This window comes from Mitsuaria sp. GD03876 (genome assembly GCF_029840635.1).
GTDB lineage: Bacteria > Pseudomonadota > Gammaproteobacteria > Burkholderiales > Burkholderiaceae_C > Roseateles.
Genome location: NZ_JAOCCU010000020.1, coordinates 1 through 23,436 on the forward strand (window position 1 = coordinate 1; position 23,436 = coordinate 23,436).

The 23,436-nt window shown below is 70.3% G+C and carries 19 protein-coding genes; 8 read left to right on the top strand and 11 right to left on the bottom strand.

Features of this window, described 5'->3' with window-relative positions; translation table 11 throughout:
• Window positions 1–209 precede the first annotated feature (209 nt).
• Window positions 210–584, top strand: a complete 375-nt coding sequence (apaG, locus tag N5D62_RS14085) for a Co2+/Mg2+ efflux protein ApaG (RefSeq protein ID WP_279758461.1) — start codon at window positions 210–212, stop codon at window positions 582–584.
• Window positions 584–2,593 carry a site-specific recombinase gene (locus N5D62_RS14090; RefSeq protein WP_279758462.1) on the top strand — a complete coding sequence of 670 codons (2,010 nt, stop codon included), beginning with the start codon at window positions 584–586 and terminating at the stop codon, window positions 2,591–2,593. The genes apaG and N5D62_RS14090 overlap by 1 nt, the downstream gene beginning before the upstream one ends.
• A gap of 212 nt (window positions 2,594–2,805) precedes the next feature.
• Here N5D62_RS14090 and N5D62_RS14095 read toward each other — a convergent pair whose 3' ends face one another.
• Window positions 2,806–3,087, bottom strand: coding sequence for a DUF427 domain-containing protein (locus tag N5D62_RS14095; RefSeq protein ID WP_279758463.1), 282 nt, complete (start codon window positions 3,085–3,087; stop codon window positions 2,806–2,808).
• Window positions 3,088–3,098: 11 nt separating this feature from the next.
• On the opposite strand from N5D62_RS14095, the gene N5D62_RS14100 reads away from it, so the two are divergent.
• The gene (locus N5D62_RS14100; RefSeq protein ID WP_279758464.1) at window positions 3,099–3,368 is read left to right on the top strand and encodes a hypothetical protein; all 270 of its coding nucleotides are present in this window, start codon (window positions 3,099–3,101) and stop codon (window positions 3,366–3,368) included.
• 69 nt (window positions 3,369–3,437) lie between these two features.
• Entirely contained in the window at window positions 3,438–4,607 is a 1,170-nt protein-coding gene (locus N5D62_RS14105; RefSeq protein WP_279758465.1) for a Fic family protein, read from the top strand.
• Between the two features lies 1 nt (window position 4,608).
• Here N5D62_RS14105 and N5D62_RS14110 read toward each other — a convergent pair whose 3' ends face one another.
• Complete coding sequence (locus N5D62_RS14110) at window positions 4,609–6,261, bottom strand: GDYXXLXY domain-containing protein (RefSeq protein WP_279758466.1); 1,653 nt, start codon at window positions 6,259–6,261, stop codon at window positions 4,609–4,611.
• Window positions 6,258–7,208: a DUF2157 domain-containing protein gene (locus N5D62_RS14115; protein WP_279758467.1), complete on the bottom strand. Its 951-nt coding sequence runs from the start codon at window positions 7,206–7,208 to the stop codon at window positions 6,258–6,260. Before N5D62_RS14115 ends, N5D62_RS14110 begins: the two co-directional genes overlap by 4 nt.
• 103 nt (window positions 7,209–7,311) lie before the next feature.
• Here N5D62_RS14115 and N5D62_RS14120 point away from each other — a divergent pair, with 103 nt between their 5' ends.
• Window positions 7,312–7,983: a dienelactone hydrolase family protein gene (locus N5D62_RS14120; RefSeq protein WP_279758468.1), complete on the top strand. Its 672-nt coding sequence runs from the start codon at window positions 7,312–7,314 to the stop codon at window positions 7,981–7,983.
• 7 nt (window positions 7,984–7,990) lie between these two features.
• Window positions 7,991–9,478: a M28 family peptidase gene (locus tag N5D62_RS14125; RefSeq protein WP_279758469.1), complete on the top strand. Its 1,488-nt coding sequence runs from the start codon at window positions 7,991–7,993 to the stop codon at window positions 9,476–9,478.
• Window positions 9,479–9,633: 155 nt separating this feature from the next.
• On the opposite strand, the gene N5D62_RS14130 is transcribed toward N5D62_RS14125, so the two are convergent.
• From N5D62_RS14130 to N5D62_RS14155, 6 genes are all read right to left on the bottom strand, one after another.
• A complete protein-coding gene (locus N5D62_RS14130) occupies window positions 9,634–10,326 on the bottom strand; it encodes a hypothetical protein (RefSeq protein ID WP_279758470.1) in 693 nt (230 codons plus the stop codon).
• Window positions 10,327–10,384: 58 nt separating this feature from the next.
• The gene (locus N5D62_RS14135) at window positions 10,385–10,828 is read right to left on the bottom strand and encodes a methylglyoxal synthase (protein ID WP_279758471.1); all 444 of its coding nucleotides are present in this window, start codon (window positions 10,826–10,828) and stop codon (window positions 10,385–10,387) included.
• A gap of 36 nt (window positions 10,829–10,864) precedes the next feature.
• Complete coding sequence (locus N5D62_RS14140) at window positions 10,865–12,211, bottom strand: glycoside hydrolase family 18 protein (RefSeq protein ID WP_279758472.1); 1,347 nt, start codon at window positions 12,209–12,211, stop codon at window positions 10,865–10,867.
• Window positions 12,212–12,392: 181 nt separating this feature from the next.
• A complete protein-coding gene (locus tag N5D62_RS14145; protein ID WP_279758473.1) occupies window positions 12,393–13,097 on the bottom strand; it encodes a hypothetical protein in 705 nt (234 codons plus the stop codon).
• A 25-nt stretch (window positions 13,098–13,122) separates the two neighbouring features.
• Window positions 13,123–13,827, bottom strand: coding sequence for a hypothetical protein (locus N5D62_RS14150; RefSeq protein ID WP_279758474.1), 705 nt, complete (start codon window positions 13,825–13,827; stop codon window positions 13,123–13,125).
• A 2-nt stretch (window positions 13,828–13,829) separates the two neighbouring features.
• Window positions 13,830–14,714, bottom strand: a complete 885-nt coding sequence (locus tag N5D62_RS14155; protein ID WP_279758475.1) for an EamA family transporter — start codon at window positions 14,712–14,714, stop codon at window positions 13,830–13,832.
• Window positions 14,715–14,964: 250 nt separating this feature from the next.
• On the opposite strand from N5D62_RS14155, the gene N5D62_RS14160 reads away from it, so the two are divergent.
• Window positions 14,965–15,228 carry a hypothetical protein gene (locus N5D62_RS14160; protein ID WP_279758476.1) on the top strand — a complete coding sequence of 88 codons (264 nt, stop codon included), beginning with the start codon at window positions 14,965–14,967 and terminating at the stop codon, window positions 15,226–15,228.
• A gap of 262 nt (window positions 15,229–15,490) precedes the next feature.
• Here the strand turns inward: N5D62_RS14160 and N5D62_RS14165 are convergent, their stop codons facing one another.
• Together N5D62_RS14165 and N5D62_RS14170 are read right to left on the bottom strand one after the other, a co-directional pair.
• Window positions 15,491–18,982: an AAA domain-containing protein gene (locus tag N5D62_RS14165; RefSeq protein WP_279758477.1), complete on the bottom strand. Its 3,492-nt coding sequence runs from the start codon at window positions 18,980–18,982 to the stop codon at window positions 15,491–15,493.
• 16 nt (window positions 18,983–18,998) lie between these two features.
• A complete protein-coding gene (locus N5D62_RS14170; protein ID WP_279758478.1) occupies window positions 18,999–19,547 on the bottom strand; it encodes an Lrp/AsnC family transcriptional regulator in 549 nt (182 codons plus the stop codon).
• Between the two features lie 240 nt (window positions 19,548–19,787).
• On the opposite strand from N5D62_RS14170, the gene N5D62_RS14175 reads away from it, so the two are divergent.
• Window positions 19,788–23,348, top strand: a complete 3,561-nt coding sequence (locus N5D62_RS14175) for an indolepyruvate ferredoxin oxidoreductase family protein (RefSeq protein ID WP_279758479.1) — start codon at window positions 19,788–19,790, stop codon at window positions 23,346–23,348.
• Window positions 23,349–23,436: the final 88 nt, after the last annotated feature.

A 23,436-nucleotide genomic window follows, 5' to 3' on the forward strand; every position in this document is an offset into this window, starting at 1 on the left:
AGCGCGAGCGCGGGGACGCCGGCCAGCGCGCAGCCACGCGCGAGGGCGCGGCGGCGGTCGGCGCGATGGGGGGTGCCCGGAAGTGCTGCCCTTGTCTCCATGACGGATGCGCCGGGGCGGTGCCGGCGGCGGAGTGGTCCGTTCGAGCGGGTTCTGCTTGTGCTGTGTGCGGTACCCAGCATAGCCGAGGCGACGCCTAGAATCCCCCGATGGCACATCCGCATTTCCACTGCACCGTGGCCGTCGAGCCCCTCGCGGAGCAGACCGTCCCGGAGCGCGACGAGTTCGCCTTCGCCTACACGATCACCATCGAGAACCAGGGCGACGTCACCGCCCAGCTGATCGGCCGCCACTGGTCCATCGTCGACGCCACCGGCAAGGTCCAGGAAGTGCACGGGCTGGCCGTCGTCGGCCACCAGCCGCTGCTGCAGCCGGGCGAGCGTTTCCAGTACAGCTCCTGGGCGCAGATCGGCACCCGCCACGGCACGATGAGCGGCCGTTTCCTGTGCGTCACCGAACACGCCGAGGTCTTCTACTCGGAGATCCCCGAGTTCCTGCTGGCCGATTCCGGATCGCTGCATTGATGTTCCGACGTCAAGGCTGGGATCTCACCGCGCTGCTCAACGCGGCGCATCCGCAGGCCTCGCTGGCCGACCGCAACCTCTGGCTGGTGCGGCTGATCGAATGGCTGCGGCACGCGCCGCTGAAGGACGAACGGGCCGCGGCCCCGTCCGGCGACACCGCCGCCGCGCCCTCCGCGCCGCTGCCGGTGCGGCGGCTGAAGTACCTGCTCCACATGCTGGAGCGCCACCCCGAGCACGCCCGGGCCTTCGCCGAGGTCATCGCCAGCGTCTGGGCCGACGTCGACGCGATCAGCCTGTTCGCCGAGGTCGGCTTCGCGCCGCGCATGGCGCTGTGGAACGAGTTCCTCGGCCGCCTGCGCCGGCGCCTGCTGCCACTGAGCGCCGACACCAAGGACCTGTCCGAGCTGTTCGAGCTGCTCTTCCCCGAGGAGGACGACGAGCGCTGGATCAACGCCGTCGACGACGACCTGCTGCGGCGGCTGGGATTGCTGTTCGCCGGCGCGCCCGAGGGCGACTGGCGCGAGGAGATGCGCGCCGCGATCACGGTGCTGGTGAGCGCGGTGCGCTCGGCCGGGCTGTCCGGCGCGCTGCGCGTGCGCATGGACCCGCAGCTGCTGGCGCGGCGGCCGTTCCGCAACCTCGCCACCGCGTGGGAGCAGGTCGACCATGCGCTGGACGACCACGACACGGCCGGGCTGCCGGGCAAGCTGCAGTACCTGCGCGGCCTGCTCGACGAATGCCGCGCGGCGGTGCGCTCGGTGCCGGACCACCTGGAGGAACACGGCGTCTCGGTGGACCTGATGTTCGGCGTCGACCAGATGCAGGCGCGGCTGCGCCGCGTCGAGGACCTGCTGGCGGTGCTGCTGGCGGACCATCCGCAGCGCGAGCTGCTGCGGCTGGTGGCGAGCCTGGTGTCGGTCGTGCATGACCGGCGCAGCATCCGCACGCTGTTCGCGCGGCATTACTCGCTGCTGGCGCGCAAGGTCGCCGAACGCAGCGCCGAGACCGGCGAGCACTACATCACCCGCAACCGCGAGGAGTACGGCGACATGCTGCGCCGCGCCGGCGGCGGCGGGCTGGTGATCGCGGGCACCACCTTCATGAAGTTCGCGATCATGGCGCTGGGGCTGTCGGCGTTCTGGGGCGGCTTCTGGGCCGGCGTGAACTACGCGGTCAGCTTCGTGATCATCCTGCTGCTGCACTGGACGGTCGCGACCAAGCAGCCGGCGATGACCGCGCCGGCGCTGGCCGACAAGCTGCGCCACATCGACAGCGACGCCGGGCTGCAGGCCTTCGTCGACGAGGTCGCGCACCTGTTCCGCTCGCAGACGGCCGGGATCATCGGCAACCTGGCGCTGGCCGCGCCGATGGTGCTGGTGGTGCAGATGGCGGCCTGGCTGGCCCTGGGCAAGCCGCTGGTGGGCCCGAAGGAGGCCGAGTACGTGCTGCACTCGCTGACGGTGCTGGGGCCGTCGCTGTTCTTCGCGGCCTTCACCGGGGTGCTGCTGTTCGCGGCGAGCCTGATCGCGGGCTGGGTCGAGAACTGGTTCGTCTTCCACCGGCTGGACAGCGCGATCGCGTGGAACCCGCGCATCGTCGCGCGGCTGGGCGCGAGCCGCGCGGCCCGCTGGTCGCGCTGGTGGCGGGAGAACATCTCCGGGCTGACCGCCAACATCAGCCTGGGCCTGATGCTCGGGCTGGTGCCGTCGCTGCTGGGCTTCTTCGGGCTGCCGCTGGAGGTCCGGCACGTGACGCTGTCGACCGGCCAGCTGGCCGCGGCGGCCGGGGCGCTGGGCTGGGACGTGCTGCGGCACTGGCCGTTCTGGCTGTGCGTGATCAGCATCCTCGGGACCGGGGTGCTGAACGTCGGGGTCAGCTTCCTGCTGGCGTTCCGCGTGGCGCTGCGCTCGCGCGGCATCCGGCTGGCCGACCAGCAGCGCGTGCGCGCGGCGATCTGGACGCGGATGCGCCGCCAGCCGCTGAGCTTCCTGGTGCCGCCCAAGGGCTGAGCGGCGGGGCCGCGGCGCTCAGGCGGCGTCGCGGTCGTCGGGCCGCTCGCCGCCCTTGCGGCCGGAGAACATCGTCCACCAGACGATGAAGATCAGCAGCGCGAGGGCGCCGAGCGCCTCCAGCAAGATCACGCCCATGATGCGAGGTCCGGTCGGTTGCAGAAGTGCCGCCGGATGGCGGCGCTGGCGATTCTAGGCGGCCCGGCGGGGGGTCACTCGCTGACCTGGACGCCCTTCCAGAAGGCGACGCGGTCCTTGATGTTGGCGGCGGCCTCGGAGGGCTCGGGGTAATACCAGACGGCGTCCGGGTTCATGTCGCCGTGGACCAGCAGGCTAAAGTAGTGCGCCTGGCCCTTCCACGGGCAGGTCGTGCGGTGGTTGCTGAACGTGGTGAATTCGCGCTTGAGCGCGTCCATCGGGAAGTAGTGATTCCCTTCGACCACCACGGTGTCGTCGCTCTCGGCGATGACTTCGCCGTTCCAGGTTGCCTTCATTCCATCTCCTCGTGCTGAAACGCTATTTCGCCCATCGGGGCAAGGACATCTTCGTCACCGCCGGCTCCGCGCGCGAGCTCGCGCCGGGCAGCTTCGGGATCTGCGCGATCGAGGGCGGCGCGCAAGGCTGGTCCGTCGTGCACGTCGGTCCCGAAGGCGACGCCGCCGACCTCGGCGGCGAGTACTACTTTGCCACCGCCGAAGAAGCCCTCGCGTTCCTGCGCGAACTGATCGACCTGATGGTCGACGGCGGCGAGCCGGCCGGGTTGGACGCGGAGTGAACGCGCTCGCGTGAGGCGATTAGCGCCCATAATCGACTCAAATATTGAGTCGATTAGCCATCCATTCGCATGACGTACGAGCTTCCTCTCATCTGGAAAGATCCGGCCTGGCCGCATCTGCGTTTCGACATGGATCGCGTGACCCAGGCGCTGCTGGTAGCGAAGCGGATGCAAGGGATGGTCGAAGGCAAATGGGCTTCCATCAGCCCGCGTCACCGCGCGATCCTGGCGGCATCGGCATGGAGCGACGAGGCCATCGCGACCGCCGCGATCGAGGGCGAGCGCTACGACCGGATGTCGGTCGAGTCCTCCGTGGCGCGCCGGCTCGGCATCGACGAAGGGATCGGACCGCATGTCCCGCGCGACATCGAAGGTCTGCTGGACGTCATGGACGACGCGCTCATCCGCTGCGCCGTGCCGCTGACGCATGAACGCCTGTGGTCCTGGCAGGGAGCGCTATTTCCCGAAAGCCGTTCCGGGCTTCGGAAAATCGAGGTGGGGGCCTATCGATCCCATCCGGGACCGATGCAGATCGTGAGCGGCCCCGTCGGCAGGGAGAAGGTGCATTACGAGGCGCCCCCGTCCTCGCGGGTCCTGCTGGAGATGGAACGCTTCGTCAAGTGGTTCAACGGCACGCCGGGCAAGGATCCCCTGGTGATCGCCGCGATCGCTCATGTCTGGTTCGAAAGCATCCATCCGTTCGAGGACGGCAATGGCCGCATCGGCAGGACCCTGATCGACCTGGTGCTCGCGCGCGAGATGGGTCCCTCGAGTCGCGTGATCCGCATGTCCAAGCAACTGCTGAAGGAGCGCGAGGCGTACTACGAGGGCCTGCGCGAGTCGCAGGTCGTCGACGTCACGCGGTGGGTGGAGTGGTTCCTCGACCAGGTCTGCGCCTGCTGCCGGGAAGCCTGCCAGGCAATCGACGTGGTGCTGGAAACGACCAGGTTCTGGATGGAGCACCAAGGCGCCGACCTGTCGACGCGCCAGCGCAAGGTCATGCGCCTGCTGCTCGACGCCGGCCCGAACGGCTTCGAAGGCGGCATGAGCACCCGCAAGTACGAGAGCATCGGCGCCACCTCGCGCGCGACGGCCTCGCGCGAGTTGCAGCAGCTGGAGGAACTCGGCTTCCTGCGCCGCGTCGGCGCGGGCCGCTCGACGCGCTATCACGTCGCCATCGACGGCTGGGGCCCGGCGGACGACAAGTCGGCCAAGGACCCGAGCGACACCGCGGGCTGAGTCACAACGGCTTCAAGTCTTCCCCCACCACCCGCACCAGCAGGCCCTTGCCGTCGGGTGTCACGCGGAACTCGCCGTACTTCGCCGGCTGCCAGCGCTGCGCCTCGCCCTCCCTGAAGAACCACGCGTCGGAGACGAAGGTCCAGCCCCCGTCCTTGGGCGTCAGCGTCAGCAGCTGCGCGCCGGCCGGCGGCGCCTCGCCGGGCGCGAGCAGCCGCGCCGACTGCACCACCCCGCGCGCGTCCAGCGTCGCCGCCACGAGCGGCCGCCGGCCCCACAGCGGTCCGCCGTCGGGATCGGCGGGGTCTGGCGTGCGCCACCGCGGGCCAACGCCGGGCAGCTCGTAGTTCAGCTGCATGAAGTCGCCCTGCATCAGCGAGCGCGGATCCACCGGCGCCAGCTTCACGAACACCGGGCGTCCGGTATCGATCAGCCGCTCGCGGCCCGCGATGCCGATGTTCACCACCGCCAGCGCCAGCACGCCCGCGCCGAGGAGGATCGCGGGAGCGCCGCGCATCGCCAGCACGGCCGACGATCCGCCATCCTCCGGCCGGGCCGGATGCCAGGCGAGCCAGCGCACCCACGCCGCGAGCACCGCGCCGGCCACGACCAGCGCGAGCGACTTGTGCGCGAGCGGCATCGCCCATTCGTAGTACAGCGCGCCGAGCGCCCACACCGCCGCGACGCCGGCGAGCACCGCCAGCCGCCAGCGCCGCGTCGACGCCATCAGCGCCAGCACCAGCAGGATGCCGCCCAGCGCGGGCATCAGCGCGGCGAGCGCCGCCAGCGCGACCAGGGGCGGCAACAACCGCGACGCGCTCGCCGGTTGCCAGCGGCGCAGCAGCCAGAGCGCCGCCACGAGCGTCAGCAGCACCGACAGCGCGCGGCTCGCGCCGAGCAGCACCAGATGCGAGGTCGTCAGCCCGGGACCGACGTCGCGAATGAAGCCACCGCCCAGCACGCCGCCTGCCGCGAAGGACCAGCCGGCCGCCACGGCATGCATCACCAGCACCGCGATCCACCAGCCGGTCAGCACCGGCTCGAGCGCGGCCGCCACCTCGGCCGTGCGCCCCTCGCGTCCCAGCCGCGCCTGCAGCATCGACAGCACGAGCCCCTCCGCCAGCAACAGCGCGGCGGCGGCCAACGACAGGCCGCCGTCGTGCTGGTACCAAGCTCGGGGCGCGATTCCCTCCAGTGCCAGGTGGCCGAGGAAACCCGCCAGCGCCGCCATCCCGACACCGAGCAGCAAACGCAACCAGCCCTGCCGCAGCAGCACGATCAACGCGGCGCCGACGGCCAGGCCAACCCACGCGGCGCCGGCATGCGACAGGTCCCGCGTCAGCCCGAATCCCAGGCAGACGCCGCCGGTCAGCAGCAGCGGCACGGCGGCCTGCTCGAGGAAGACCGGCGTCGCGCGGCCGCGCAGCAGCAGGACTGCCAGCGCCAGCAGCCCCACGCCCTCGATGTAGGGCATCGGCCCGCGATGCCAGTCCCCGCCGAACAGCATCGCGAACATCGCGATGAACGGCGGCACCGCCAGCCAGGCGCCCAGCGCCGTCAGCAGCACCACCGGCCAGGGACGCGGCACGGGGCCGTCGGTGGCGGGCGCCAGGCCTTCGGCCCGGGCGCGGTCGATCCAGTCGGTGTCGCTCATGCCCGTGCCTCCGTCGCGCGCACGCGCCGCATGATCAGGCTCACGCTGACCGCCAGCAGCCCGCAGGCCACCAGGCCGATCAGGAAAGCGCCGCCGATGTCGCCGCGCGCGTCGATGACCACGCGCGCCAGGCCCGCCACCAGCAGGGTGTCGACGGCCAGCGCCAGCGCGCTCAGCGCGTAGACCTCGGCATGCCGCCAGGCCAGCACCAGGCCCACGCCCATCACGCCCAGCGCCAAATAGAACTGCGGCGCCACGTGCCGCGCGAACAGCGCGCCCAGTCCCGTGCCGGAGATCGCGATCACCGACGCCAGCACGGCGACGCGCCAGGCCCAGGGCTGCGCGCGCGCGCCGGGCCGCGCGCCCATGCCCACGCACAACGCGCCGTACGCCACGAACCCCAGCGCATGCACCGGCACGGTCGTCGCGTCGAAGCGCCACGCATGTCCGCCGAAGGTCTCCATCCACAGGCCGATCGCCGTCGCCACGACGACCGCCCACGGCGTCCACACCAGGTCCGAGCGCGCGGCCCAGGCGACCGGCAGGCCCAACGCCGCCCAGAGCGCGAACAGCTGGTAGGTGTCCGCGCCGGTCTGGTAGGTCTGGCCGAAGTACGCGAGCAGCCCGCCCAGCGTCAGGAAGCCGGCCAGCGCCAGCGGCGCGCGCCAGGCCGCGAGCAGCGCCGCGGCGACCAGCGCGACGGCCAGCACCGCCTCCAGCAGGCCGAAGCGCAGCGCGCGGCCGAAGTCGTCCCAGTTGGCGGCGACCCACAGGATCAGCCCGAAGCCGATCAACCCCGCGGCCAGCGTGCCCGCGCCGCGGCGCAGCGGCGTCCAGGCATCGGCCGGCGGATCATCGACGCCGGACAGCGCGCGCAAGCGCCGTGCGCTGCTCGCATCCAGGCCCTGGCTGGCCGTCCATTGGTACAAGCGCTCGTGCAGACTCACAGCTTCCTCCCTCAGGATGCGACCGCCCACCGGGCCGCCCGTGATGTTGTCGTCGAGGGAGCCGATTCTTCCTCATCCTTCGTTCCTCTCACCGGGAGTTCCCATGGGACAGATGATCGACTTCGAGCGCCCTGACGGCGCGGTCTCCTCCGGCTACCTGGCCAGCGCCGGCGACGGCGCGCCCGGCATGATCCTGATCCAGGAGTGGTGGGGCCTGAAGCCCCACATCAAGGACATCGCCGAACGCCTGGCCTCCGCCGGCATCACGACGCTGGCGCCCGACCTCTTCCGCGGCCGCATCGCCAGCGACGCCGACGAGGCCAGCCACATGATGAACGGGCTGGACTTCGCGGACGCCACCACGCAGGACCTGCAAGGCGCGCTGGACCACCTGCGCGAGCACCTGGGCTGCGGCAGCGTCGGCGTGATGGGCTACTGCATGGGCGGCGCGCTGACCATCGCCGCCGGCGTCCACGTCAAGGACCTGCAGGCGGCGGTCTGCTACTACGGCATCCCGCCGGCCGAGTTCGCCGACCCGGCAAAGATCGCGGCCCCGTTCCTCGGCCACTTCGCCACCCGCGACGACTGGTGCACGCCGGAGAAGGTCGACGCGCTGGAGGCCCGCATGCAGGCCGCCGGCAAGCACCCGGTCATCCACCGCTACGTCGCCGACCACGCGTTCTCCAACTCGACGCGGCCGGAGGTCTACGACCGCGCCGCCGCGGACCTCGCCTGGACCCGCACGCTGGACTTCCTCCACCAACACCTCGCCTGATCCGCCCATGAGCCTGCCCCGCCTGATCCCCGCCGCCGCCGCTGCCTGGGCGCTCATCGCCGGCGCCGCCTTCGCCCAGACCACGCCGGCCGCCGGGCCCGCGTCGGCGACGGCGCGCGCGGCATCCGAGACCGCGCCGCCGCCGCTCGACCCGCGCGTGGCGCCGATGCTGGCGGACGTCTCCGCCGAGCGCATCGAGCGGACCATCCGCCGGCTCGCCGCCTTCGGCACGCGCCACACGGCCTCCGAGACGGCGAGCGACACGCGCGGCATCGGCGCGGCGCGGCGCTGGATCGAGCGCCAGCTCAAGGACTGCGGCGCGAAGGCCGGCGGGCGGCTGCAGGTGACGATGGACGCGTTCGTCGAGCCGGCCGGCAACCGGCTGTCGGCACCGACGGAGTTGGTGAACGTCGTGGCCACGCTGCCGGGCGCGTCGGCGGGCACGCCGCGCGAGCGGATCCTGGTGGTGAGCGGGCATTACGACTCGCGCAACAGCGACGTGATGGACGCGCAAGGCGAGGCGCCCGGCGCCAACGACGATGCCTCCGGCACCGCCGCGGTGATGGAGATGGCCTGCGCGATGGCGAAGCAGCGCTTCGACGCGACGCTCGTGTTCATGGCGGTGCCGGGCGAGGAGCAGGGTTTGCTCGGCGCGCGGCACTGGGCGAGGCGGGCGCGGGCGCAGGGGCTCAACGTCGAGGGGATGATCACCAACGACATCGTCGGCAGCTCGCGCGGCGACAAGGGCGAGCACGACCCGAAGCGGCTGCGGCTGTTCGCCGACGGCTTCGATCCGCTGCTGCGGCTGCTGGTGAACGCCAATGCCAACACGCCGGCCAACGAGGACGAGGCCAAGACCAACGCGGCGATCCGCGCGCAGCTGCAGCCGCTGGCGGTGGCGGGCGGGGGCGAGGACCTGCCGACGCAGCAGTTCGGCCGGCACCTGCAGGCCGAGGGCGAGCGCTACCTGCCGGGGTTCCGGATCGAGCTGATCCAGCGGCGCGACCGCTACCTGCGCGGCGGCGATCACCTGCCGTTCCTGGAGCGCGGCTACGCGGCGGTGCGCTTCTCCGAGCCTTTCGAGGATTTCCGTCACCAGCACCAGAACCTGCGCACCGAGAACGGCGTGGTCTACGGCGACCTGCCGGAGTTCGTCGATTTCGGCTACGTGGCGGATGTCGCCCGGGTCAACCTGGCGGGCCTGGCGACGCTGGCGTGGGCGCCTTCGCCGGTGAAGGGCGCGCGGATCGACGCGCGCGAGCTGACGAACGACACGACGCTGCTATGGACCGCGAACACCGACCCGGACCTGACGGGTTACCGGGTGGTCTGGCGCCGCAGCGAGTCGCAGGCCTGGGAAGGCGCGAAGGACGTGGGCAAGGTCACGACGGTGACGTTGCCGCTGTCCAAGGACAACCTGATCTTCGGCGTCCAGGCGGTCTCGGCCTCCGGCCACGCGAGCCTGGCGAGTTATCCGTTGCCGCTGTCCCGTTGAGGGCACGGACCTCTCACGAGGTCCGTCCCACCGCCGAATCCGCCGCGATGGCTCGGTGATCTGGTCGGCGAAAGACGGGGCACCCCCGAGCGATTTGCGGAGCCTGCGAGGCGTATGAGCGAGGGGGTGCCCCGGCTTTCGCCGACGTGCTCGGTCTACCGCAGGACGCCCTTCCCCAACCACTGCGCCCAGATCTTCATGGTGACGCGCTGATCGGAGAGTCCGGGGTACTCCGCCATCGTCTTGCGCAACGCCGTCTCCTCGGTGCCGCGCATGAAGACGACTTCCCCGACCGGCCCGTCCTCCAGCGAGTACCACGCCCCGATGACCCCGTCGTCCAGGGCGCGTTGAAGGAAGACCGGCACCGCCTCCTTGTCCTTCTCCTCCGCGCGGCTGAACAGGACGATCCGGTTTTCCTCGATCCCGTTGGGATCGATGCCGGTGTGGTGCAGCGCCTGGTGGACCGTCGCCATCTGCGCGTTGACGGTCATGTAGCCCTCGCGGATGTATTCGTCGGATTGGAAGTAGTTCATCAGCACCTGCCGGTTGGGTGCCTGCACCACGACGATGCCGCGCTTGACCCGCGCGGGGTCGCGCATCGGTCCGGCGGCGAAGAGCTTGCCTTCGGCGAACAGCCGCTTGAAGTTGTCGAGGTGGCCGCGTTGCATGGCCTCGACGGCGGCCTTGTCGTCGGGCACCGGGCGGCCGGTCTCGAGGAAGATGAACCACATCTGCTCGGCCGCCAGCATGCGTGGCGCGGCGCTGCCCGATTGGGCGCGCGCGGCGGGCGCGATCGTCGACAGCGCGCTCAGCGCGGTGGCGCCGGCGATCAGGGAACGTCGTTGCATCGGAGTCTCCTTGCCGTCCGCCGCGCGATCGGGGGATCGCCGGCGTCGAGCGGGGACTCTACTCCCGCGCCGGCGTGCCCGCGCCGGCTTCGGCCAGCGAGCGCAGCATCAGCCGCGCGCTGGCCACGTTGGTGGCGCAGGCGACGTTGTGCACGTCGCAGGCGCGCACCAGCGCGTTGATGTCGGGTTCATGCGGCTGCGGCGTCATCGGGTCGCGCAGGAAGACGACGCCGTCGATCAGGCCCACCGCCAGCCGGGCGCCGATCTGCAGGTCGCCGCCGTGCGGGCCGGACAGCATGCGCTCGACCGTCAGGCCGACCTCGGCCGTCAGCCGCGAGCCCGTCGTCCCGGTCGCGACCAGCTCGCAGCCGCGCAGGAAGCCGGCGAACTCGGTCGCGAGCATCACCATCTCGTCCTTCTTGCCGTCGTGGGCGATCAAGGCCAGGCGCAGGCGCGCGGGCACGGCGGCGGCCGTGGCGTCGGGAAGGGTCGAGGCGGTCATGGGCGCGATGGTAGGCCGGCGAGGCGGCCGCGCGAGTTACCGGCGCGGTTCTTTCTGCGCGGCTTTCGGGGCCGCGCCGTCCTGCGCCAGCGGCAGGTTGCCGACGCCCCGGTTCATCGCGTTGAGCAGGTCGCCGTTGTCCTGGCTCAGCTCCCAGGCGAAGACGCCGGCCAGGCCCATGTCGCGGGCAAAGCGCCCCTTGGCCAGCACCGCGCGCGGATCGTCGTAGCCCATCCAGAGCTTGAGCTTCGGGTTGAACAGCGACCACGACTGCGTCCGCGCGTCCCACACCGACTGGTAGCCCGCGCGGCCGTTGCCCTTGGCGTCCAGGATGCGGCCCGCGATCTCGCGATAGCCCTGCGCGCCCTCGCCGCCCGGGTAGGCGCCGGTCTTGGCGGCGCCGGCCTTCGTCTCGCTCACGCCGGTGAAGCCGCGGCCGTACATCGCCACGCCGGCGACGAGCTTGCCGCGCGGCACGCCGGCCGTCTCCAGGTTGCGCACCGCGCGCTCGAGGCTGTCGTCCGCCTGCGGGCCCGAGGACCGCAGCGTCGTGTGATGGCCGGCCACCGGCGACCACATGCCGTAGAAGTCGTAGCTCATCATGAAGACGAGGTCGAGCGGCTTGGACGCGTCCTTGAAGTTGATCTTGCCGACGATCGAGTCCATCGGGTTCACCGCGGTCGTCAGCAGGTAGGGACGGCCGGTCTCGGCGGTCAGCGCGTCCAGCGCCTGGCGCAGGTCGGCCATCAGCTCGGCGTAGGACTGGCCGTCCTTCGGCGAGCCCAGCTGCACGCCGTTGGCCGCGCCGTTGTTGCCCGGGTGCTCCCAGTCGATGTCGATGCCGTCGAAGGCCGGATGCTCGCGCAGGAAACGCTGCGCGGACGCGGCGAACACCGCGCGCTTCGCCGGGTCGCCGGCCAGGTGGAAGATCGGATCGGAGCCGCCCCAGCCGCCGACCGACGCGACGATCTTCAGGTGCGGCGCGCGCTGCTTGTAGCGCAGGAAGGCGGCGTTGAAGCGCTCGTCGACCGGGCCGGTGCCGATCTCGAAATCCTTCTTGCCGACGCACTTGGCGGCGTCCTTCTCCAACTGGCCCGGGCCGCACAGCCGCAGGAAGGCATAGAGCACATGCGTCAGGTTCTGCGGCGGCACGCGCTCGATCAGCTCGACCGGCTCCCAGTTCGGGACGTAGATGCCGACGACCTTCCCGCCGGTGCGTTCGAACTCGACCGGCTTGCCGCCGAAGAGCGCGTAGCCCGGCGCTTCCGCACCGGTCGCTGCGGCCGCGGAAGCCGCCGGCGCGGGCGACGCCGCGAAGGCGCCGGCCGCGGTCAGCGCGGCGGTCAGGGTGGTCAGGACGCGGGACAGGACTCGAACGGACATGCGGGGCCTCCAAAGGACGCCGCAGCTTAGCGGAACGGTCGGAAAAATAACACCAGTCAAATACCAATCAAGCCCGTCAGCGGGTTCGAAGGAACCTGTATGGAGCCAGTTCGGCGCGCGTCGCGGGCAGAGGTCCGGCGTGGCTGGACCGGGGGTCGACGCGTGGCGTCAGGGTGCGGCGTCAGGGCGCGACGTCGACCCGCAATTGCAGTTCGCGGAGCTTCTGGACCTCCGCGTCGCGCGTGCTGTAGACGTTGCGGCTCGCGGTGGTGGCGACGCCGCCGGTGCGCGCGATCGTGACCCACACGCCCAGCGGCGCCTGGACGGTGCTCAGCACATCGGTGCTGGGACGCTGCTGCGCGTCCGGCAGCGAGGTGCCATAGGCGCCGCCCTGGGGCATCTGCGCCTGGTCCGTCGCGCGGACCTCGACGTTCACCGGACTGCGCCCACCCGGCCAACTCGGCTTGACGACGATGCCCCGCACCCGTTCGGCCATGCCCTGGCGCGGCACGACGACCACCCGATCGCGGCCATCGCCCTGGCCCTGGCGGCGATCCAGCGCCACGTCGACCCACTGGATCGGCGTCGACTCGGTCATCGTGAACGAGGCCTGCGCCCCGTTGAGCACCAGCATCCGGGGGAACAACTGCTGGCGTTGCTCGCGGTTCTCCGTCGACAGCGTCACGCCGCCACGCGGCGACACGCTGCCGCCGGTGCTGACCACGGTGCTGCCGTCGCGCGATCCGGCCACCGTCGATGCGCTGAGCTCGGATTCCACCCAGCGCAGCTCGACCTCGAGGTTCTGCTTCGGGCCCTGGGCGTGGGCGCCAACGCCGGTGGCGAGGGCCAGCGCGGCGGCGAGGACATGGCGTCGAGACGAGTTCATCGCGCCAGCATACGCCGCGACGGCGTCAGCGGTTCAGCGCCCGGCAGCGCGCGATGTCGCAGGCGGTGGGCAGCATCGAGCGGTACTCGACCACGCTGCCCCAGCTCTTCGGATCGCGCAGCGCGCAGCGTTCGCCCTTGCCGTTGTCGTAGTAGGACATCGTGTCGACGCAGCGCTTCGAATGCGCCATCAGGCCGAAGAAGTGGCCCATCTCGTGCGACAGCACCATCTGCAGCGTCTGCTCTGCGGGGTGCTTCGGATTGCGCTCGCGCAGCAGCGCGAACAGCCCCGGCCCGATCGACAGGCTGCGCGCGGTCACGTTGGCCAGCGCGAACTGGCCGCGGCTGCCGACGTCGCTCCACAGGATCTGGATCGCGTCCTCCGGCGGCACCTTGCCGCGCGGGACGGCGAACACCGTGAGACGCAGGCCGCAGTCGGACCAGGCCTCGGCCGAGCGTCGCACCAGCGCCATCACCTGCGGTTCGCTGAACCAGGCGGGCGCGTTGTCGTGGCGGTAGGCGAAGCGCAGCGAGCGCGTCGCGATCGCCTTGTCCTGGCCGTCGCCCCAGGTCTTGAGCTCGCCGGGCAGGCATTGGGCGATTTCCTGGTCGCGCACGGACGGGGCCGCGGCGGATGCCGTCTTGTCGGGCGGGACGAACTGCGCGGCGGCGATCGGCGCCAGCACCGCCGCGGCGACGATCGCCACGAGCCTGGCGAGCGCGCGGCGCATCGTCAGGCCGCCTTCAGCACGCCGCGCACGCGCGGCCAGAGCAGGTTGATGGCCAGTCCGCTGATCACCAGCGCGGCGGCCATCAGCTTCCAGGGCGGCAGGCCTTCGCCGAGCAGCAGCGCGGAGCAACTCATGCCGAACACGGGCACCAGCAGCGCCATCGGCACGACGGTCGCGGCGGGATGGCGCGAGAGCAGCCAGCTCCAGGCGCCGTAGCCGAACAGCGTGTTGCCGAACGACTGCCAGAGCACGGCGGCCCAGGCGCCCAGGCTGGCGTGGCGCAGCGCCTCGCCCATCTGGGCCGGGCCTTCGACGATGAAGGACAGCGCGAACAGCGGCGGCGCGGCGAAGGCGCTGCTCCAGACGACGTAGGCCAGCATGTTCACGGCGCCGGCGCGCTTGCCGACGATGTTGCCGCTGGACCAGCTGAGGGCGGCCAGCAGCACCATGGCCAGGCCGAGGACCGTGGTCGAGCCGTCGGTGTGGGAGGCGATCACGCCGATGCCGGCAGCGGCCATCGCGAGCGCCAGCCACTGGAAGCCCTGGACGCGTTCGCCGCTCATGCGCATGGCCAGCAGCAGCGTGAAGAACACTTGCGTCTGGATGACGAGGGAGGCCAGCCCCGGCGAGATCTGCGAGCGCATCGCCAGGTAGAGCAGCCCGAACTGGCCGACGCCGACGAAGGCGCCATAGGCGGCAAGGTTGCGCCAGCCGACCTTCGGGCGCGGGAGCAGGAACATCGCCGGCACCGCGGCGAGCGTGAAGCGCAACGCGGCGAACAGCAGCGGCGGGAACGCGTCCAGGCCCCAGCGGATCACGACGAAATTGCTTCCCCAGATGGCCACCACGGCGAGCGCGAGCAGGAAATGTCGGAGCGGTAGCGTCATGGCGGCCGGGGCGAGCGAGGGGGACCGCCGACTATGCCAGCCGTCCCCCGGATCGATGCGGTACAGGGGCTTGCGAATGCGACCAATACAGCAACGCAGATGTCGCGGAGTAGCAGTAATGGGCTAGCGCAAACAGTCGGATACCCAAAACCGAAGAATGCCGCTAGGGTGACGGTGCGATTTGCAGATGAACTGCGATTCGCGTGATCGTCGCCAGTCTGGCGGCATTTCTTTCATTCAAGGAAATCTCATGTCCGCAATCCAAATCTCCGCACCCGGTCTTCAAGAACTGACGGCGGAGGAAATTGCCATGGTCTCGGGAGGCTGGGACACCCAGTCGGCAGTCAATGGCGCTTACATCGGCGCGGTTGCCGGAGGCATCGGCGGCGCGGTCACCGGGGCGATCGCCGGCCCCGCCGCTGCCGTCGGGTTCGTCGGTGGTTTCATCGGCGGCGCCGTGACCGGCTTCGTCGCCGGAGGCCTATCCGATAACAAGAAAACCAAAGAGCAGTAAGTGCCCTTGCTCAAACCATCGTCGGATGAATTGGGTTGGCGCTGGGTGGCGAGATTCACCCTCACGCTCGCCGTTATTCACCCCCTCGTCTATCGAACGATATTCGGAGAATGGCCAACCCTTTTATATAGCGCCACTTTCGTGCCGGTGACCACCGCTTTGGTATTTGTGGTCAATCGAGTTCTGAATCTCGTCCGAAAGCGGGACTGACCGCTCCCAAAGGCCGCCGGGGAACCGGCGGCCATTCACGTCCTGGGTGGCGTCAGCGCAGCGGTGGCGCGGCCGACATGCGGCGCAGGAACTCCCGCGGCGAGATGCGCGGCAATCGCTGCTCGTCCGCCTTGTCGAAGTGGGGCAGGCCTCCCCACAACTCGTCGTCCCCGATGAGGAAGCAGCGATGCTTCGCCCGCGTCAACGCGACGTTCAGCAGGTTGGGCTGGCTCGAGGCCCAGGACGCCGCGCCCGCCGTCCGCGCGTCGCAGCCCAGCACGAACCAGACCACGCTCTCCTCCTTCCCCTGGAAGGTGTGCACCGTGCCGATCCGCGCCTTGCACCAGGCCTTCAGCGCCTGCTTGTCCGGTGGCGGCGTTCCTTCCGGCAGCAGCGCTTCCCAACGCTTGCGGTCCGACAGCGCATCGGCCAGCGCGCCCTTGATCCGCTTGAAAGGCGAGATCAGGTAGATCGGCGGCAGGGCGCCGATCGCCGCGTAGAGCCGGATCAGCGCCTCCGCGACCAGGGCGATCTGGTCCGGCACCACCTGCTTGTCGCCGGTCGGGCCGGCGGATCGCACCCACGCGCTCGGTCCGAGGTCCAGCGTGCCCGGCGGCGGCTGGCGCTTGGCGGGATCGTGCGGCGCGAAGAACACCATCTTCTTGTCGTAGGCGATCTCGTTGGCGATCGAGAACATCGGATCGACGCAGCGCCGGTGCACCCGCAACGGACTGCCGATCCACGTCTGGCGACCGCCCGCGGCGACCTGCGTGCCGACCGGATTGGCCTGGTCCGCCACGCCCTGCACCGAGGTCCTCGCGGGCGAGACCTCCAGGTCCGCCGGCAGCGCGCTGACCTTCGCCAGCGCGTCGATCAGCGGCAGCGGCACGGTGAAGACGGGCTCGATCTGCAAGGGGTCGCCGACCACCACCGCGCGCTTGGCCCGCCACAGCGCCCCCACCGCCGACTGCGGCACCGCCTGCCCCGCCTCGTCGATGTACAGCCAGCCCAGCGACGCCGGGCCGAGGTCGCGGAACTGGTTGGCGATCGACGCGAAGGTGCTCGAGATCACCGGCACGACCATGAACAGGCTGCGCCACACCGCCAGCGCCGCCTCGGGATCGGGCAGCCGCTTGCCGTCGAGCAACTGGCTGATCGCGAACACGTTGAACTTGAAGTCCGTGCCCATCGCCTCGAACAGCCAGCTCTCGTGCAAGCCCAGCGCGGCCGCGAACAACGCGCTGCGCCGACGATTGATCAGCGCGCTGCGCCACAGGCCCGAGATCTGCCAGTCGTCGCTCTCCAGGTCGTCGAGGTTCGGCGGGCAACCTGCCTGGGCGAACGCGCGGTCCAGGCGCCGATGGCGTCGCTCCAGCGCCTGCCATTCGGCGAGCCGCTCGGCCAGCGCGAGGTTGGCCACGTCTTCGGTCTTCGCCGCATCGCTTCTGTGCTCGATCGCGGCTGTCAGCGCCTTCACGATGCCGGCTCGCTTGTCATGGGCCTTGCACAGCAGCGCATGAATGGCGCGACGCTTGTTCCGATGGCGCTGCCGAGCCCTCCATGAGAGGACGGACAGGCCTTGAGGCTGGGTCGCCTTGATCGCCTGCTTCCTAGCCACCAGCGCACGCTGCCGAGTCGTGCAGACGGCGAGCCGGCCGCGGCAATCCCGCTCGACCTGCTCCGCCTCGGCGAGCGCGCGCGCGGTGCGATCCCAGGCCAGGGCCTGCGCCGCGACGAAGCCCTCGACGCCCTGCGCCTGAAGACCGGTGTGCCACCGCGCATGCGCCTGCAACGCTTCCATCGCCCGGTCGACGCGGTGGCGGACTCGCAGGAACGCCGCCTTCGACTCCGCGAAGGCGAGAGCCGGTCCGCCCTGGCGGAGCCAGGTCCACAGCGACTGGTGCTCCTGCTTGTCGAAGTTGGCCGGCGGCGGCGCGTTGCGGCTCGGTCCCGCCCACCGCAGGCCGGCCATCACCCGCTCCCGATTCGCCTTCTTGCCCAGCGCGCAGGAGATCAAGCCCCAGGGGTCGTCGTCGACATCGAACCGCGCATAGCCCTTCGGACCGCGCGCCAGCAGGTTCCTGGCCACCGTCCGCAGGTAACCCACGCGCGGACGACCCGCCGGATCCCGCCAGGCCTCGCCCAGCGACCTGGTCTTCGGCAGATCCCCCGAGATGTTCTCCACCGCCGCGTTGTTGGAGGACGCCACCACCATCTCGTAGCCGCACAGCGACTCGTGCAGGACCTGGATCTCATGCGCCTCCCCGCCCTGGAACGCCGCGGTCATAGTCTGCCCGGTGAATGCGTCGGCCACCTTGGCGCACGCCGCCAGCGCATCGGCGCGGCGCACGATGTTGTCGGCGAACAGGTCGCGCAGCAGCGTCGTCTTGCCTGTGCCGGGCGGCCCGTTGACGGAGAAGATCCCGCCGTCCCGCAGCCGCTCCCGCACGCTGTTGATCGCGAACTGCTGCATCAAGCTCATCGCATGGTCGGGCTGGTCCAGCCAATGCCCGGCGTTCATGGCCGAAGGCGACAGCGTCCTGGCCATCAGCACGCGTCCGTCCGGGCCATACAGGTCGATCCGCGAGGACGGATCGCCCGGCGTCAGGTAGGCCTGCAGGGCCGCGCTCGTCTGGCCGGCCGACAGCCCCGCGATCGCGCGAGCCAAGTCCTGCGCGTAGAAGCTGTTGAGGATGCCGACCTCGGTCTCGGCGTCGTCGTCATCGTCCTCGTCGCCCTCCTCCGCCTTGGCGTTCGCGGACGACGGGTTCGCAGGCTCGGTCGGCGCATCACCCGCCGCACCGGCGGGTGCCTCCCCAGGCGGGTCGCCGGGCTCATCGTCCTTCTTCTTCCTGGGCGGCGCGATGCGCGCGCGCATCGCGATGACCGGCGCGGCGGGATCGCCCGGCGCCGCCTCGAAGTCCGCCCATCGCGAGAGGACGTCGAGCAAGGCCAGCAGCTCCGCCGGCGTCATCCGGCCGGAGCCATCGCCGAGCGCGGCGCCGCGTTCCGCGCGGAAGGTCTGCAGCGCCTGCTTCAAGTCGGCCAGCCCGAGCTGGAACGCGTCGAAGTCCAGCCCCTTCATCCCGTGCCGACGGAGCCGGCCCAGCGCCCAAGGGGCCGTCGAGACGCTGATCTCGTCGAGCCGGGGCGCGCCCTCGGGGCTCAGCCGGATGCGCGCCAGGCAGGTCAGTCCCTCCAGGTCGCCGCGCGCCTCCTCGGCCAGGACCTCCGCTTCCGTGGCCACGACCTTCAGGGCACGCCGCACCTCGGTCGACAACTCGGACTTGTCGAAGACGCCCAGGTAGACCTCGTAGCCGGTCAGGCGTTCCTCGGTGCCGGGGAAGTAATCCCACGGCCATTCCCACGAGGGATCGGCCCCGGCCAGCGCCTGCCGCGACAGCGTCCGCACCGTCCACTCGGCGTCGGTCGCCTCCATGACCTGCCCCTGCAGGTCGAAGGGAATGAAGAACTCGATCTTGTGCCAGAACTTCAGCACGCTCGCGTGCCGGTCCTGGCGTTCTTGTTCGCTCGTCAACGTCATGCCTCCCTGACCTCCTTCATGCCTTCGGTTTCAGATGCCCCAACGGCAACGCCCCACCAGCCTTCACTTCTCCGAGCGAGAAGCTGGTGTGGATGTCCTTCACGTTGGGCAGGTTCAGCAGCGTGTCGATCGAGAACCGGCTGAACGCATCGAGGTCGGTGGCCATCACCTCGAGTTCGAAGGTCCCCGCGCCGCTGATGTAGTGGCAGGCGATCACCTCGGGCAGTTGCCGGATCGCCTCCTCCAGCTGCTTCGTCGCCGCGCCGTTGTTGCGGTCCGCGTCCACCCGCACGAAGGCCAGCACCCCCAGGCCCAGCCGGCGCCGATCGATCTCCGCCCGGTAGCCGGTGATGAAGCCCTGCTCTTCCAGCCATCGCACCCGCCGCCAGGTCGGCGCCGGCGACAGCCCGATCCGCGCCGCCAGCTCGGCATTCGACAGCCGCGCCTCGCGCTGCAGCTCCGCCAGGATCGCCACGTGATACCGGTCCAGTTCGCCGCTGGCCGAACCGCCGGCGCCGCCCGCGTCCTCCTCGTCGGCGCCCGCCGATGTCGCTGTCGCCCTCATGGTTTTCCCTGATGCCGCATTTTTCGATGCCATTCGAATCCCTTCCGACGTTTCGGGAAAGATTCTTGCTCAACCCAGGCCCGTCCGGGCACAACGAGAAAACACTCGCCGGGCATTGTTTCCTACACTGATCGCTGTGCTTTGCACGCGCCAACATACTGGGCGCGCCGGCAGCTCAGGCACTCGGACTCGCCACAAGCGGGGAGCCGAGGTCAGCCACCCCTCAGGAGACATCCCCCCATGAACGCCCCCTTGCCCGAACACATCCTGCGTGCGCTAGAGAAAGTCACGCTGGACGACAAGTACGCACTCGACGAGGGCCGCGCCTTCATGAGCGGCGTCCAGGCCCTGGTCCGCCTGCCGATGCTGCAGCGCACCCGCGACGCCCTGGCCGGCCTGAACACCGCCGGCTTCATCTCCGGCTACCGCGGCTCGCCGCTGGGCGGCTACGACCAGGCCCTGATGGCCGCCAGGAAGCACCTGGCCAAGCAGCACATCGTCTTCCAGCCCGGCGTGAACGAGGAACTCGGCGCCACCGCCGTCTGGGGCACCCAGCAGCTCGACCTCTTCCCCGAGAAGAAGAAGTTCGATGGTGTCTTCGGCATGTGGTACGGCAAGGGCCCCGGCGTGGACCGCTCCATCGACGTGTTCAAGCACGCCAACATGGCCGGCACCTCGAAGCACGGCGGCGTGATCGCGATCGCCGCGGACGACCACATCGCCAAGAGCTCCACCGCCGCCCACCAGAGCGACCACGTCTTCAAGGCGGTCGGCTTCCCGGTGTTCTTCCCCAGCAGCGTCCAGGAGATCCTGGACATGGGCCTGCACGCGTTCGCGATGAGCCGCTTCTCCGGCCTGTGGTCCGGCATGAAGACCATCCAGGAGATCGTCGAGTCCTCCAGCAGCGTCAGCGTCGATCCGGACCGCGTCCAGATCCTGATGCCCGAGGACTTCGAGATGCCTCCGGGCGGCCTGCACATCCGCTGGCCCGATCCGCCGCTGGACCAGGAGGCGCGGATGATGGACCACAAGTGGTACGCCGCGCTCGCCTACGTGCGCGCCAACCGGCTCAACCACAACGTCATCTCCACCCCCAACGACCGCATCGGCCTGATCGCCTCGGGCAAGGCCTGGAACGACACCCGCCAGGCGCTGCACGACCTGGGCCTGGACGACGACGCCTGCCGGCGCCTGGGCATCCGGCTGCACAAGGTCAACGTCGTGTGGCCGCTGGAGGCCACCATCACCCGCGACTTCGCGCAGGGCCTGCAGGAGATCCTCGTCATCGAGGAGAAGCGCCAGATGATCGAGTACCAGCTCAAGGAGGAGCTGTACAACTGGCGTCCGGACGTGCGTCCCAACGTGCTGGGCAAGTTCGACGAGGTCGAGGGCGACCAGAGCGGCGGCGAGTGGAGCCGCCCCAACCCCAGCAACAACTGGCTGCTGCGCCCGCAGGCCGACCTGACGCCGGCCATCATCGCCCGCGCGATCGCCAAGCGGCTCAAGAAGCTCGGCGTGGACGCCGACACCGCCGCGCGCCTGGACACCCGCGTCGCGCTGATCGACGCCAAGGAGCAGTCGCTCAAGTCGGAAGAGAAGACCGCCGGCGGCGCCGACCGCACGCCGTGGTTCTGCTCCGGCTGCCCGCACAACACCAGCACCCGCGTGCCTGAGGGCTCGCGCGCCGTCGGCGGCATCGGCTGCCACTACATGGTCACCTGGATGCCGGGCCGCAACACCGCGACCTTCACCCAGATGGGCGGCGAGGGCGTGCCCTGGGTCGGCCAGGCGCCGTTCACCGACGAGAAGCACATCTTCAGCAACCTCGGCGACGGCACCTACTTCCACAGCGGCATCCTGGCGATCCGCCAGTCCATCGCCGCCGGCGTGAACATCACCTACAAGGTGCTCTACAACGACGCCGTCGCGATGACCGGCGGCCAGCAGGTCGGCGAGCGGCCCGAGGGCCACAGCGTCACGCAGATCATGAACAGCCTGGTCAGCGAAGGCGTCGCCAAGCTGGTCATCGTCACCGACGAGCCCGAGAAGTACGACGGCAAGCCGCTGGCCGCCGGCGTCACCGTCCACCACCGCGACGAGCTCGACGCGCTGCAGCGCCAGTTCCGCGAGATCCCCGGCACCACGGTCATCATCTACGACCAGACCTGCGCGACCGAGAAGCGCCGCCGCCGCAAGCGCGGCAAGCTGGTCGACCCGGCCAAGCGCACCGTCATCAACGAGCTGGTCTGCGAAGGCTGCGGCGACTGCTCGGTGCAGTCCAACTGCCTGTCGGTCGAGCCGCTGGAGACCGAGTTCGGCCGCAAGCGCCAGATCAACCAGAACACCTGCAACAAGGACTTCTCCTGCGTGAAGGGCTTCTGCCCGAGCTTCGTCACCATCGAGGGCGGCGAGCTCAGGAAGCCCAAGAAGGACAAGCGCGTCAGCCCGTTCGACGCGTCGCTGCCGGCGATCCCGCAGCCGCTGATCCCCAACCCGGTCGAGGCCTGGGGCATCGTCGTGGCCGGCGTCGGCGGCACCGGCGTGATCACCATCGGCCAGCTGCTGGGCATGGCCGCCCACCTCGAGGGCAAGGGGATCATCACGCAGGACGCCGCGGGCCTGGCCCAGAAGGGCGGCGCGACCTGGAGCCACATCCAGATCGCCAACAGCCCCGAGGCGATCTACTGCACCAAGGTCGGCACGGCCGAGGCGGACCTCGTCATCGCCTGCGACTCCATCGTCGCGGCCAACAAGACGACGCTGGCCGTGATGCGCGAGGGCCGCAGCTTCGTCGCGCTGAACACGCACGGCTCGCCCACCGCCACGCTGGTCAACAACGCCGACTGGTCCTTCCCGGGCCAGGCCTGCGAAGCCGCCATCGCCAAGGCCGTCGGCCCGGCCCACCTGGGCCTGTTCGACGCCGAGGAAGTCGCGGTCAAGCTGCTGGGCGACTCGCTGTACACCAACCCGCTGATGCTGGGCTACGCGTGGCAGAAGGGCCGCGTGCCGCTGAGCCACGCCGCGCTGATGCGCGCCATCGAGCTCAACGGCGTGCAGGTCGACAACAACAAGGCCGCCTTCGAATGGGGCCGCCGCTGCGCCCACGACCTGGCGGCCGTGCAGTCGCTGTTCGCCGCGCAGCAGGTCATCAACTTCGTCAAGCGCCAGGGCGTCGAGGAGCTGATCGCCAAGCGCGTCGAATTCCTGACCGACTACCAGAACGCGGCCTACGCCGAGCAGTACCGCGCCTTCGTCGAGAAGGTCCGCCAGGCTGAAGCCCCGGTCGGCGGCACGCGGCTGACCGAGGCGGTGGCCCGCTATCTGTTCAAGCTGATGGCCTACAAGGACGAGTACGAGGTCGCGCGGCTGCACACCGACACCAAGTTCCTGGACAAGATCAAGGGCCAGTTCGAAGGCGACTTCAAGGTCGTCCACCACCTGGCACCCCCGATGCTCGCCAAGAAGGACGACCAGGGCCGGCTGCTCAAGCGCCCGTTCGGCGGATGGGTTCGCCCTGCCATGGGCGTCCTGGCCAAGATGAAGGGCCTGCGCGGCACCGCCTTCGATCCGTTCGGCCACACCGAGGAACGCAAGATGGAACGCCAGCTGATCGCCGACTACCGCGCGACCATCGACGCCATCCTCGCCAAGGGCCTCACGACCGAACGCCTGCCGGTGGCGGTCGACCTGGCCCGCATCCCGGAAGACATCCGGGGGTATGGCCACGTCAAGGAACGCCACGTCAAGGCGGCGCGGATCAAGTGGGACCAGCTGACGAAGCAGTGGCAGGCGGCGGCCTGAACCTCGGGAGGCCGAGCGCGGGCTCTTCACGACGCGGGGGGCCCGGGCGGGCCGTGTGTCTTTCGTCACCGAGGGCGGGATGTGACGC